General features: G+C 61.5%; 12 protein-coding genes. 1 reads left to right on the forward strand and 11 read right to left on the reverse strand.

What is annotated here, in order from left to right; translation table 11 throughout:
• Positions 1-37: 37 nt before the first annotated feature.
• The 7 genes from bamA to X760_RS47285 all read right to left on the reverse strand — a co-directional run bounded on the left by bamA (position 38) and on the right by X760_RS47285 (position 8,071).
• Positions 38-2,392, reverse strand: a complete 2,355-nt coding sequence (gene bamA / locus X760_RS47255) for an outer membrane protein assembly factor BamA (protein ID WP_023717724.1) — start codon at positions 2,390-2,392, stop codon at positions 38-40.
• Positions 2,393-2,609: 217 nt separating this feature from the next.
• Positions 2,610-3,752 carry an RIP metalloprotease RseP gene (gene rseP, locus X760_RS47260; RefSeq protein WP_023717725.1) on the reverse strand — a complete coding sequence of 381 codons (1,143 nt, stop codon included), beginning with the start codon at positions 3,750-3,752 and terminating at the stop codon, positions 2,610-2,612.
• A gap of 104 nt (positions 3,753-3,856) precedes the next feature.
• The gene (locus X760_RS47265) at positions 3,857-4,690 is read right to left on the reverse strand and encodes a phosphatidate cytidylyltransferase (RefSeq protein WP_023717726.1); all 834 of its coding nucleotides are present in this window, start codon (positions 4,688-4,690) and stop codon (positions 3,857-3,859) included.
• A gap of 3 nt (positions 4,691-4,693) precedes the next feature.
• Positions 4,694-5,416, reverse strand: a complete 723-nt coding sequence (locus X760_RS47270; protein WP_023717727.1) for an isoprenyl transferase — start codon at positions 5,414-5,416, stop codon at positions 4,694-4,696.
• Between the two features lie 32 nt (positions 5,417-5,448).
• On the reverse strand, positions 5,449-6,003 hold the full coding sequence (gene frr, locus X760_RS47275; protein WP_084642476.1) for a ribosome recycling factor: 555 nt from the start codon (positions 6,001-6,003) through the stop codon (positions 5,449-5,451).
• 105 nt (positions 6,004-6,108) lie between these two features.
• Positions 6,109-6,831, reverse strand: coding sequence for a UMP kinase (pyrH, locus tag X760_RS47280; protein ID WP_023717729.1), 723 nt, complete (start codon positions 6,829-6,831; stop codon positions 6,109-6,111).
• Between the two features lie 133 nt (positions 6,832-6,964).
• Positions 6,965-8,071, reverse strand: coding sequence for an aldo/keto reductase (locus X760_RS47285; RefSeq protein WP_023717730.1), 1,107 nt, complete (start codon positions 8,069-8,071; stop codon positions 6,965-6,967).
• Between the two features lie 599 nt (positions 8,072-8,670).
• On the opposite strand from X760_RS47285, the gene X760_RS47290 reads away from it, so the two are divergent.
• Positions 8,671-9,609: a LysR family transcriptional regulator gene (locus X760_RS47290; RefSeq protein ID WP_023717732.1), complete on the forward strand. Its 939-nt coding sequence runs from the start codon at positions 8,671-8,673 to the stop codon at positions 9,607-9,609.
• A 1-nt stretch (position 9,610) separates the two neighbouring features.
• On the opposite strand, the gene tsf is transcribed toward X760_RS47290, so the two are convergent.
• The 4 genes from tsf to X760_RS47310 form a co-directional block, all read right to left on the reverse strand.
• Positions 9,611-10,534, reverse strand: a complete 924-nt coding sequence (tsf, locus tag X760_RS47295; RefSeq protein WP_023717733.1) for a translation elongation factor Ts — start codon at positions 10,532-10,534, stop codon at positions 9,611-9,613.
• Between the two features lie 119 nt (positions 10,535-10,653).
• Positions 10,654-11,451, reverse strand: coding sequence for a 30S ribosomal protein S2 (rpsB, locus tag X760_RS47300; protein WP_023717734.1), 798 nt, complete (start codon positions 11,449-11,451; stop codon positions 10,654-10,656).
• 177 nt (positions 11,452-11,628) lie between these two features.
• Positions 11,629-12,240: a LysE family translocator gene (locus tag X760_RS47305; protein WP_023717735.1), complete on the reverse strand. Its 612-nt coding sequence runs from the start codon at positions 12,238-12,240 to the stop codon at positions 11,629-11,631.
• Entirely contained in the window at positions 12,237-12,515 is a 279-nt protein-coding gene (locus tag X760_RS47310) for a DUF4031 domain-containing protein (RefSeq protein WP_023717736.1), read from the reverse strand. Before X760_RS47310 ends, X760_RS47305 begins: the two co-directional genes overlap by 4 nt.
• Positions 12,516-12,556: the final 41 nt, after the last annotated feature.

A 12,556-nucleotide genomic window follows, 5' to 3' on the forward strand; every position in this document is an offset into this window, starting at 1 on the left:
CGGATCCAAACGAGCCGGAAGCATCGTTACCCGCTCATCAGAAGCGGGTCGATATACCGAAGTTGAATTCCTGCACGTCGTCGGTCTTTTCCTTCTTGACCGGGATCGCATAGTCGATGCGGATCGGACCGAAGGGCGATGCCCACATCAGGCCGACACCGACAGAAGCGCGCCATTCCATTCCGGTTGTCGACTGATCGACGAGGCCACTTGCAATCTTGCTGCCGTAGAGCGTTGCCGCATCGGCAAACACTGCCCCGCGGAGGCCGAAGCTTTCCGGGATAACCGGCAGCGGGAACTGGGCTTCGGCCGAGGCGTTGAAATAAGTGGTTCCGCCGAGATGGTCGTTGCGGTTGTCCAAGGCAACCGGGCCGATGCCACCATATTCGAAGCCGCGGATCATACGGTCGCTGCTCTGGAAATGGTCGAAGACACGTAGATCGCCGCCGCCATATCCCTGGACATGGCCGGCGCCGCCGGAAATGAGGCCTACCAGATCCAATTGTTCGGACAACGTCTGATAGATGCTGCCGCGCGCCGTGACCTTGATGAACTTGGCGTCGCCGCCGACGCCGGCCACTTCGGTGTTGACATTGGCATAAAGCCCGTCATGCGGGTTCTTCATGTCGTCGATGGTGTTGTAGATCAGGCCGAGGCTGACCGACGACTTGAGCCATGGGCTCTCGTTAACTCCGTTTTGGATCGCCTGGGAGACGTTGCAACCGGCCATTGGGTCGCAGTCTTCGTCGAACTCGTACTTCTCTTGCGCGATATTGTACGCGAGCTGCGTCGTGATGTTGTCGGTGATCGGCAGACCGAAACGCACTGTCGCGCCCGTCGTATCGCTGTCGTAATGGTCGTAGTTTCGGCTCTGCTTGTAGATGTCGAAGCCGGCCGCGATGCGCCGCCCAAGGAAATAAGGTTCGGTGAAAGAGAAGCTGTAGTCGCGCGAGTTCTTGCCGCCGCCCGCCGCCACCTTGATGAATTGGCCGCGACCGAGGAAATTGCGCTCACTGATAGAACCTTCGACGGACGGACCTGACGTTTCGCCACCAGTCGAATAGCCGGCACCGATCGAGAATTCACCGGTCGACTTCTCGACTACGTCGACCACCAACACGACCTGGTCCGGCTCAGAGCCCGGAACGGTGGAAATCTCGACTTTCTCAAAATAATCGAGCGCTTCCAGCCGCCTCTTCGCGCGCTGGATGAGAACCTGGTTGAACGCATCGCCTTCGCTGACATCGAATTCGCGGCGAATGACGTAGTCGCGCGTTCGATCGTTTCCGCGGATCTCGATGCGCTCGATATAGGCCTTGGTGCCCTGGTCGATTGTATACACAACCGAGATCGTGTGGTTTTCGAAGTTGCGATCGCCGCGCGGCGTCACCTGGGCGAAGGCATAGCCCGAACCGGCGACTTTCTCGGTCAGCGCGATGATCGTGTCCTCGACGTCCTTGGCGTTATAGACATCGCCCCTGTGGGTCTGGACTACCGATTCAAGCGACTTGCTGTCGACCTCGGGGATTGTGCTTTCGACACTGACATCGCCGAACGTATAACGCTCGCCCTCCTGCACCGTGATGGTGACGGTGTATTTGTTGGTGGTGTCGTCGAGTTCGCCGACAGCCGAGACGACCTGGAAGTCGGCATAGCCGTGATTGTAATAGAAGCGGCGCAACAGCTCTTGGTCGGCCCGCAGCTTGTCCTCGTCATAGACGTCGTCGCGCAGCACGAAGGAAAGGAAGGACGAGCGCTTGGTGGAGATGATGTCCGACAGACGGCGGCTCGAATAGGCGCTGTTGCCGACGAAATTGATCGCTGCGATCTGGGTGCGGCCGCCTTCGTTGATGTTGAAGACCACGTTCACGCGGTTATCGCCGAGATCCATGATCTGGGTGGTCACGGCGGCGTCGTCGCGGCCGATACGCCTGTAAGCGGCCTTGACCGCCTCAACGTCGGTGTCGAGTTGCTGTTGCGAGAAGGTGCTGCGCGGCTTCAATTGCACCGCAGCTTCAAGCGCGTTGTCCTTGAGCTTCTTGTTGCCCTGGAACAGCACCTGGTTGACGACCTGGTATTCGGAAACCTTGATGACCAGCGTCGATCCGACTTGGTTGATCTGCACGTCCGAAAACAGCCCGGTGCCGAACAGCGCCTTGACCGCATCGTCGATGTCGGAGCTGGAAAACGCCTTGCCCGGCTTGATCGTCACGTAATTGCGGATGGTGTCCGCGTCGACACGCTGATTGCCGGTGACTTCGACTCTGGAGACGACAGCCGCCTCGGCGGCCGATGTGGCAACGAACTGCACTGCGAGCGCGCCTGGTACAACCAGAGCGGCGGACATAGCCACCGCGGACGCGGCGCTCAGAAACTTGGATGCTGCCTTCATCGGGCTTTTGTACCTTTTCTCGAAGTCCCCACGGCGAGAAAACCGGACGTGCGGTAATTTCCCCTACCGTATTAACCGGATTTTCCCTACACGCAAGGCTTCTGGTTAATTTGTATTTACTTAACCCTGTGGCGTGGCTTTCGCGTCACGCATATCCCCACGCATGGTAAACGGCGTCTCAACATTGCTCGTGCCGAAGCCAAATTCCTTCATGATTTCAGCACCCAAACAGATCGTTCCAGAAAACAAAGCCCATGAAGCCGAGCACCAATATGAGGCCGCTTCGGTAAGCCATTTCCATCATCCGTTCGGACACCGGCCGCCGGATGACAGCCTCCACGCCGTAGAACAGAAGATGCCCTCCGTCGAGGGGGGGAATCGGCAAAAGGTTGAGAATCCCGATCCCGACTGACAGGAATGCAACAAGCTGTACGAGCCATTCAAAGCCGAGCTTTGCCGCCTGACCCGACATCTTGGCGATCTTGATAGGGCCGCCCAGCTGGCACTTGTCCTCGCGACCGACAACGAAACGTTGCAGGAACTGGCCGGTGCGCTGAATGACGTGTCCGGTTTCCTGGACCGCTGCCCCGACCGCCCCGGCCGGACTGTAGGTGATCAGCCGTGGCTGGCCGAGTTCCTTGTTGTTGACGACGCCGATCACGGCCACCTGGACCTTGTTGCCCAGTGCGTCCTGTTGTTCCATCAAGCGCGGCGTCGCCGTGACGGTGATTTCCTTGCCGCCGCGTAGCATGACGAAGGTGATGCTGTCGCCGGCACGGCCGGAGACCAGACGCTGGACTTCGGCAAAGGTCTCGACCTTGCTGCCGTCGACGCTGACGAATCGGTCGCCGGGCATGATGCCGGCCGCCGCCGCCGGACTGCCGACGGTAACCTCAGCCACCATCGGCTCCAGCACGGGACGGCCATGGACAGAAAAAAGCACGGAAAAGACAGCGATCGTCAGCAGGAAGTTGAACAGCGGCCCCGCCATCACTGTCGCCGCGCGCTTCCAGATCGGCTGCGTGTGGAAGGCGACCTTGCGTTCTTCGTCGCTCAGCGCCTCGATCTCCTCCGAGCTGGGCTGGCTCGACGTCGCGTTCATGTCGCCGACGAACTTGACGTAGCCGCCGAGCGGTATGGCGCAAAGCTTCCAGCGCGTGCCGCGGCTGTCGTTGAAGCCGATGATTTCAGGACCAAAACCGATCGAAAAGGCCTTTGCGCCGATACCGCACCAGCGGCCGACGAGGTAGTGGCCCATTTCGTGGACGAAAACGACCACGGTCAGCACGAACAGGAAAGGCACCAGCGTGCCGAGGACAAAGCCCTCTGTGCTGAAAACCGCGTGAAGAATCTCGTTCAATTCATGCCCTCAAATTCATCCACGGCGCAGGTCACGCCGCGACTGTGACATCAATCCAGGCGAATCCATGGCGCAACCCGCGCCAGCCCGCCGTCGGATGCCGCTCAAACCGGGAACAGTCCCTGTGCGGGATGGTCGGCGGTCGCGGAAATCCAGCCGATGACGTATAGGGCGAAAGCCGCCGCGACAAGCCCGTCGACCCGGTCCATGATGCCGCCATGGCCGGGTATTAGCGCGCCGGAGTCCTTACGGCCGTGGCGTCGCTTGACCCATGATTCGAACAGGTCGCCGGCTTGCGCGACGATCGAAAGCACCAGTGCGATCACGCCAAGCACGACAACGTTGCCCGTTCCGGCTATGGCGGCCAGAAGCAGCCCGGCCACCACGCCGCCGATCGCCCCGCCGAGCGCCCCGCTCCGCGTCTTGCCCGGCGAGATCGACGGCGCCAGCCTTGGACCACCGACGGAGCGGCCGACGAAATATGCAAAAATATCGGTCGCCCAAACCACGGCGAACAGAAAGAGGATGGCCAGCAGCCCGGAACGGTCGCCGTCGCGCAAGAAGGCCAGCGACAGGCCGGAAACCGCCGCATAGGCAAGGCCGGATGCTTCCCACGGTCCTGCCTTGCGCATCGACGCCGCGATGGCAGCGACAGCAACCAGAGCCGCGACGAGCGGCAGCAGCAAAGACGCAGGCAGGCCGGCGATGAGGGCACCGATAAAGACCACGATCAGCGCCTCGGGCAGAAAGCGGAAACCTGCCGTAGCATTAGCACCTGCAGGCGCAACGGGGCGGCTCATCCGCGTCCACTCGTAGAAGATCACCGCCGCCATGGCAGCGCAAAGCAACCGGAAGGGCAGTCCGCCAAGCCAGGTCAGGCCGAGCGTAACGATGGCAAGCACGACGGCCGAAATGACGCGGAGCTGAAGGTTGCTCATCCCTCAGCCCGAGGCGACGTCTTGGGCGGCAAGTCCGCCGAAGCGGCGCTCGCGGCCGGCGAAATCGCGCAGTGCATCGGACAGGTGCTCGCGACTGAAGTCGGGCCAGTAGCAAGGCAAAAAAACAAGTTCGCTGTAGGCGGCCTGCCATAACAGGAAATTCGACAGCCGAAGCTCGCCGCTGGTGCGGATAACCAGTTCCGGGTCCGGAATGCCCTCTGTATCGAGCGAGTTGGCGAAGGACTCTGCCGTGATCGCTTCGCTGTCGATCTCGCCACGCGCCACCGCCGCGGCGAGCTTGCGCGCTGTGCGGACGATCTCGTCGCGCCCGCCATAATTGAAGGCGATGACCAGCGTCAGCGCCTCGTTGCGGAGAGTGAGCGTTTCGGCTTCCTCGAGCAGGCCTCTTATGTCGGGCTGCAGCCCTGCCCTGTCACCGATGACCCTGATTCGGACGCCGCTCTGGTGCAACTCGGCGAGATCGCGTCGGATGAAAAGCTTCAGCAGGCCCATGAGGTCGCTGACTTCGGATTTCGGCCGTGACCAGTTTTCCGACGAGAAAGCGTAGACGGTCAGGAAGGAGATCCCCAGGTTAGGGGCGGCGCGCACCGTCTTGCGCAGCGCTTCGACGCCGGCGCGGTGACCGGCGAGCCGCGGCAAGCCGCGCGCCTTGGCCCAGCGTCCGTTTCCGTCCATGATGATCGCGACATGCGCGGGCGTTGCCATGTTCTCGCTTCCGGGCCAGCCGTGGCCAGACCCTAGACCTGCATGATTTCCGCTTCCTTGTCGGAAAGCAGGTGGTCGATGGTGCTGATTGTCTCGTCGGTTAGTTTCTGAACCTGGTCGGCCCGTTTGCGGTGGTCGTCCTCGCTGATGTCGCCGTCCTTTTCCGCCTTTTTCAGAAAGTCCATGCCGTCCCGGCGAACGTGACGCACAGCGACGCGGGCATTCTCGGCATAGCCGTGCGAGATCTTGACAAGCTCCTTGCGGCGCTGCTCGTTGAGTTCAGGCAACGGGATCCTGAGATTGGTGCCGTCTACGATTGGATTGAAGCCGAGATTGGATTCACGGATGGCGCGGTCGACGGCACTGACCATCGACTTGTCCCAGACCGAAACCGAGATCATGCGCGGCTCCGGCACCGACACGGTTGCCACCTGGTTGATCGGCATGGCGGTGCCGTAGGCCTGCACCTGGATGGCGTCGAGCAGGCTGCTCGACGCGCGGCCGGTGCGCAGCGAAGCCAGATCATGCTTGAACGCGGCGATCGCCCCGTCCATGCGCCGTTTGAGATCGTCGTATTCGCCACTCATCATCGTCTCCTCGACCCGTTTAGCCCGGGTTCACTGCCTTGAGGGTAAAACCCTGTTCGAGCCTCAATCCGCGAACTGGTCCCTCTTTCGGGTTCACGGTCCGGATTAATCGTCGGCGACAACCGTGCAACGGCCGCCGCCACGCAGGATATCACCGAAACCACCCTTCTCGTGGATCGAATAGACGATTATCGGAATGTTGTTTTCGCGCGCAAGTGCAATCGCCGCGGTATCCATGATCGAAAGCCCGCGTTTTATGACGTCGCTATGGCTGATGCGCTCGAAGCGTGTCGCGTTCGGGTCCTTCTTGGGATCAGCCGAATAGACGCCATCGACCTGAGTGCCCTTGAACAAAGCATCGGCGCCGATCTCGGCGGCGCGAAGGGCTGCAGCCGAATCGGTGGTGAAAAACGGATTGCCGGTGCCACCGGCGAAGATGACGACCTTGCCCTGGTTCATGTAGGCGGTTGCCTGACGCTGCGAAAAACTTTCGCACAGCTCGGGCATGGCGATCGCCGACAACACCACGGCGTCGACGCCGATCTTGTTGAGCGAGGTGCGTAGCGCCAGCGAATTGATGACCGTGGCAAGCATGCCCATATGGTCGCCGGTGACGCGGTCTCCGCCTTTTGATGCAACCGCGACGCCGCGAAAGATGTTGCCGCCGCCGATGACGACACCGACCTCGATGCCCAGTGCGCGGGCCTCGGCAATGTCGGCGGCGATGCGGTCGACCACCGATACGTCGATGCCGAAATGCTGTTCGCCCATCAACGCTTCGCCCGACGCTTTCAGCAAGACACGTCGGTAGAGGGGCTTCACCGTCATCTGGTCCTCGTCATCATGCGTGTGACGCGCTTCGGTGGCGCCCCGAAACACTGGGCGTTCCGATACACGAAGGGCGCCGCGATGTCACGCGGCGCCCGAGCCGGAAAGTTGAGATCGTGGACTGGGATAGCCGTCAGCTCACGCCGGCAAAAGTGCCTTGCATGAGCAGATCCGGCAGATAGCTTGCCGGCTTGTCGCCAACCGCCTGCCCACCGGTCAAGCCGCCTTGTATTTCAGGGCCGAAGAACGAATACGGAAAGGGCGTGACCGGCCGGCTCACCGCATCGAGCCGTGCCCGAAGGTCTTCGGGAATGTCGAAATCAAGCGCGCCGAGATTGTCCTTGAGCTGGTCAAGCCTGGTGGAGCCGACGATGACGGACGCAATGCCTGGCCTGTTTGCCGCCCAGTTCAGGGCGACCTGGGCCATGCTGCGGCCGAGCTGGCCGGCAACCCTCTCCAGTTCGGCGACGATTTGCCAGTTGCGGTCGGTGAATTTCTGGAAACCGGGATTGGTCGAACCACGCATTGTCTCCAGCCGGCCACCATCCTTGACGATTGTATCGAAACGGTATTTTCCGCTGAGCAGGCCGCTGGCCAACGGACTCCAGACCATGATTCCAGCGCCATAGCGCGTGCCGAACGGCACGAACTCGAGCTCGATGTTGCGCTCGGCCAGCGAATATTCGAGCTGAAGCGCCGAAACCGGTTCATAGCCGCGATGCTCGGCGATCGCCTGCGCCCGGCTTGCGTACCAGGCCGGCACGTCGGACAGACCGACATGCCGGATCTTTCCGGCGCGCACCAGATCGTCCAGCATCCGCATCACCTCCTCCGGTGGCGTCAGCCTGTCCCAGGTATGGAGGATGTAGAGGTCGATGTAATCGGTGCCGAGCCGCTTCAGCGAACCGTCTACCGCCCGCAGGATGTTCTTACGGCCGTTGCCGCCGGCATTTGGATTACCCGGTTCGGCGTTGTAGGTGAATTTGGTACTGATCACCGCCTTGTCGCGCAGCCCACGCTCGGCGATGAATTCGCCGAGCCAGGTTTCGGCCGTGCCACCGGTATAGAGATCGGCGGTATCGAAGAAATTGCCACCGGCTTCGACATAGGCATCAACCAAGGCGCGCGCCGTTTCCTTCTCCGCGCCCCAGCCCCATTCCGTGCCGAACGTCATGGTGCCGAGCGCCAGACGAGTGACACGCAGCCCGCTGTTGCCGAGCGTGTAGTAGGACATGGTCATGGATTTTCTCCTGAAATTTGAAAACGGGATTGAGGTCCTTGCCTGGGATATGCAGTCAGGCCTTGGCCAGCGCATCGACCACCACCTGGAACCGACGCGGATCGAAATAGTCGTGGTAGGCGCTGATCAGACCGCTCTCGAAGCGGAAGATCGCGATATTGCTGTTGGTGTATTCAGAGCCGCCAAATCAGCATCGCGCGGTTCTTGTACTCAACGACGATCGCGTCCGAATCCGCTGCCGGATAGACGGCTGTCAGCTGGGAGTCGAAGGATTCGAAATTGCCGAAGAGGCCTCGGAAGGCCGCCAGGATCGCGGCCTTACCATCGATGCTGCTTCCAAATCCTGCCGGCGGGTAGAAGACAAGGATTCAGCCATCTTCAGCCCAAAGGTTGCCCCATGCCTCAATGTCCTTGCGGTGCATCAGGTCAAAGAATTTACGCACTGTCTCGAGATTACGGGTTCGTTCGGACTTGAGGTCGGTCATTGGACGTCTCCTTGGCTGCTCGGCGATTGCCGTGTGATGCAGCCAAAGATGCGTTCTTCTTCCCTATCCGATAAGATTGCATTATCCGAATGGACTATGCGATACCATGCATGAATGGATCGCGATCTGCTTAGCCACCTACCTATAATCGTTGCCGTCGCGCGGCGTGGCGGCTTCGCCTCGGCGGCCGCCGAGCTCGGCATGAGCCCGTCAGCGGTCAGCCATGCGGTGCGGCTGGTGGAGGAGCGAATCGGCCAGCCGTTGTTTGCCCGCACCACACGCAGCGTCTCGCTGACCGAGGCTGGCACCGCCCTCGTCGCTGCGGCGGAGCCGGCGCTGGAAGACATTGCCGACCGGATCGAACGCATCCGCTCTGTCAAAGGCCGGGCAAGCGGACTGCTCAGGATCAACGCGCCGCGTTTGGCGCTGCCTCTGGCGCTGATGCCCATCCTGACGGCGATGGCGGAACGTTACCCTGACGTGACGGTGGAGATCGTCACCGACGAACGTCTGAGCGATATCGTCGGCGAGGGTTTCGACGCCGGCATCCGGCTGGGCGAGATGATCGCCGAGGATATGGTGACGGTGCGGCTGACTCAGCCGTTCCGGACGACCATTGTCGCCTCTCCGGCCTATATCGGCCGCCACGGAAAGCCGCGAACAATTGCTGATCTCTCCACCCGCAACTGCATCGGCTATCGGCTGTTGCGATCACGTGCGCTCTACCGTTGGGATCTGTCAGACCAGGGCAAGGATATCGGCGTCGAGACGCGCGGCAGCGTCGTCGTCAGCGAACCGCTGTCGGCAAAAGACATGGCCCTTGCCGGCATCGGCCTCGCATATCTGTTCGAGCCGCTTGTCAAGCCCGACATCGAGGCAGGCCGGCTGGTCGAAGTCCTTGGCGAGGCATCGATCGAGGAACCGGGACTGTTCCTCTATTTCCCGCGCCGCGCCGCGATGGCCCCGAAGCTCCGCGCCTTTATCGACACCGCGCAAGAAATCGGCCGGGCATCCTCGCGGACACCCGGCCGAAAAAGCCTTTCAAACGAATAGTTTACTTCTTGACCGCTGCCGCGACTTCCGCCGCGAAATCGGTCTCTTCCTTCTCGATGCCCTCACCGAGCGCGAAGCGCAGATAGGCGGCGATTTTGGCTGGCGCGCCGATCTCGCTTTCGGCATCCTTCAGCGCCTTCTCGACGGTGATGTCGGGATTGAGCACGAAAGCCTGCTTGAGCAGCACGACCTCTTCGTAGAACTTGCGCAAACGGCCCTCGACCATCTTCTCGATGATCGCTTCCGGCTTGCCGGACTGGCGCGCCTGGTCGGCGAAGATCGCCTTCTCGCGCTCGACCGCGGCCGGATCGAGCTCTTCGGTGGTCAAGGCCATCGGGTTGGTGGCGGCGACATGCATGGCGACTTGGCGGGCAAAGGCGTTGGCGGCCTGCGCGTTGCCTGTCGTCTCGATGGCGACCAGCACGCCGAGCTTGCCAAGGCCGTCGGCAACCGCATTGTGGACGTAGGTTGCGACAGCGCCGTGCTCGACGGTGAGCTTGGCCGAGCGGCGGAAGCCCAGATTCTCGCCGATGGTGCCGACTGCGTCCTTGATGGTCTCGGTGACCGACTTGCCCGAGCCCGGATAGGGAGCAGCGGCAACGGCCTCGGTCTTGCCGCCATAGGCAAGCGCGACCTTCGCGACATTGGCGACGATCTCCTGGAACGCAGCATTGCGCGCAACGAAATCCGTCTCGGAATTGACCTCGACGATCGCTGCCTCGCGGACGCCGGAATCGACGCCGATCAGGCCTTCGGCAGCAGTACGGCCAGCCTTCTTGTCGGCCTTGGAAATGCCCTTCTTGCGCAGCCAGTCGATGGCTTCTTCCATGTTGCCGTTGGTCTCGTTCAACGCCGCCTTGCAGTCCATCATGCCCGCGCCGGTCAAGTCGCGGAGTTCTTTGACCTGTGCAGCCGAAATGCTCATTGTCGCCTCTTTGTCTAAATGCACCGACGCACCATCGAGTTTCGATGATGCGCCTGGTGCCGGTAGCGCTTACCGCGCCAACATATTGGAAAGATGAAGGCCGCAGCCGGCCTTCGCTATTATGCTTCCGGGGTCTGGGTTGCCGGGCTCTCGGCGGCCGGGGTCGGTTCGAGCGCCGGCTCGACCGGAGCCTCGACCGATGCGCCGATGTCGACGCCGAGTGCGCCCTGCTGGCGGGCGATGCCGTCGATCGCAGCCTTGGCAATCAGATCGCAATAGAGCTGGATGGCGCGGGCCGCATCGTCATTGCCGGGGATCGGGAAGTCGATCTTGTCCGGGTCGCAGTTGGAATCGATGATGGCAACGACCGGGATGCCGAGACGCTTGGCCTCGAGGATGGCGATCGCTTCCTTGTTGGTATCGATCACGAACATCAAATCGGGCGTCGAACCCATATCCTTGATGCCGCCCAGCGCCTTGTCGAGCTTCTCACGCTCGCGGTCGAGGTTGAGGCGCTCCTTCTTGGTCAGGCCCTGAGCCTCGCCGGCCAGCATCTCGTCGAGCTTGCGCAGGCGCTGGATGGAATTCGAGATCGTCTTCCAGTTGGTCAGCATGCCGCCGAGCCAGCGCGAGTTAACATAGTACTGAGCCGAGCGCTGCGCGGCATCGGCGACGATGTCGGAGGCCTGGCGCTTGGTGCCGACGAACAGCACGCGGCCGCCCTTGGCAACAGTGTCGGAAACCTGCTTCAGCGCCTGGTGCAGCAAAGGCACCGTCTGCGAGAGGTCGATGATGTGGATGTTGTTGCGGGCGCCGTAGATATAGGGCGCCATTTTCGGGTTCCAGCGGTGGGTCTGGTGGCCGAAGTGAATGCCAGCTTCCAATAGCTGGCGCATGCTGAAATCAGGCAGAGCCATTCTTATTTCCTTTCCGGTTAGCCTCCACGGACACAGGCATTTTTTGGACTTGGTCCTCGAACGCCACCGGAGGTTTCCGCCGGATTTCTCCCGGGCAGACACCAAAGTCCGTGTGTGGAATGTGCGCGCATATAGAGGGGATGCGCGACAAACGCAAGCGCTGTGGCGTCTTGCGGCTCAGCGTGCGGCGATCAGCGCACCGGTGCCTATCATGGCGCCGCCGGCAAACCTGTTCATCAGCCGCATGCGCCTTGGCGTCTTGAACCAGCTCGAAGCCCGCCCGGAGAGCGCTGCGTAGAAGCCCATGGTGACGATGTTGACGCAGATCACGACCGCAACCACGAGCAGCCCATCGGCGAAGGTCATCGTATTGAGGTCAAGAATCAGCGGCATGATAGAGGCGTGGAACAGGATCGCCTTGGGATTGCCCAATGCGATGGAGATACCGAGGAAAAACGATCGAAACAGTCTTGCCTGGGTTGCCTGCTGTCCATGCGATCGCGCGGAGGCCGATCGCCACATCCGGATGCCGAGAAACACCAGATAGGCAGCACCCGCATACTTCAGGATTAAAAAAACCCATTCGAAGGCCTGTACCAGCGCCACGAGACCGAGCAGTGCCAAGGTGACCAGCACCGCGTCGCCTGCGGCGATGCCGAGACCAGCCAGGAAAGCGCGAACGAAGCCAAGCGAGACGCCATTGGCGATAACCGTGAACATCGCCGGACCAGGCGTGGCGGCGGCAAATGTGATCGCGGCGCAGTAAGCCAAAAATGCCGTCAATGTCATCGTCGCATCTTCCCCCTCGGCACGCGCACACGCCGGAAAACAGCGACGATCTCCTCGCGGCTGCACTCGATGGCGCCGAGCCGCACCGCGCGGTCGCGCTCGAACCCGGTTATGTCATAATGCGGCGCCGATGTCTTCGGCGGCCCTTGGTAGGACGAGCGCTTGATGCCGAGCTGCGCGGCGAAGCGATGCAGCTCGTCGGTGTCGTCTGCCAGCAGATGACACCAGCGGTGGCCGACCCATTTCCAGATCGCCGCATCGACATAGACCGCCATGGGGCTTGCCGCACTCCTTCATCTTGCGCCGACCAACACGC

The sequence above is a fragment of the Mesorhizobium sp. LSHC420B00 genome (assembly GCF_000503055.1).
GTDB lineage: Bacteria > Pseudomonadota > Alphaproteobacteria > Rhizobiales > Rhizobiaceae > Mesorhizobium.

Bases quoted from the DNA above. Each gene is read 5' to 3' on its own strand.
- bamA (WP_023717724.1), bottom strand. From the start codon at position 2,392: ATGAAGGCAGCATCCAAGTTTCTGAGCGCCGCGTCCGCGGTGGCTATG.
- X760_RS47265 (WP_023717726.1), bottom strand. From the start codon at position 4,690: ATGAGCAACCTTCAGCTCCGCGTCATTTCGGCCGTCGTGCTTGCCATC.
- X760_RS47270 (WP_023717727.1), bottom strand. From the start codon at position 5,416: ATGGCAACGCCCGCGCATGTCGCGATCATCATGGACGGAAACGGACGC.
- frr (WP_084642476.1), bottom strand. From the start codon at position 6,003: ATGAGTGGCGAATACGACGATCTCAAACGGCGCATGGACGGGGCGATC.
- pyrH (WP_023717729.1), bottom strand. From the start codon at position 6,831: ATGACGGTGAAGCCCCTCTACCGACGTGTCTTGCTGAAAGCGTCGGGC.
- X760_RS47285 (WP_023717730.1), bottom strand. From the start codon at position 8,071: ATGACCATGTCCTACTACACGCTCGGCAACAGCGGGCTGCGTGTCACT.
- X760_RS47290 (WP_023717732.1), top strand. From the start codon at position 8,671: ATGGATCGCGATCTGCTTAGCCACCTACCTATAATCGTTGCCGTCGCG.
- tsf (WP_023717733.1), bottom strand. From the start codon at position 10,534: ATGAGCATTTCGGCTGCACAGGTCAAAGAACTCCGCGACTTGACCGGC.
- rpsB (WP_023717734.1), bottom strand. From the start codon at position 11,451: ATGGCTCTGCCTGATTTCAGCATGCGCCAGCTATTGGAAGCTGGCATT.
- X760_RS47305 (WP_023717735.1), bottom strand. From the start codon at position 12,240: ATGACATTGACGGCATTTTTGGCTTACTGCGCCGCGATCACATTTGCC.
- X760_RS47310 (WP_023717736.1), bottom strand. From the start codon at position 12,515: ATGGCGGTCTATGTCGATGCGGCGATCTGGAAATGGGTCGGCCACCGC.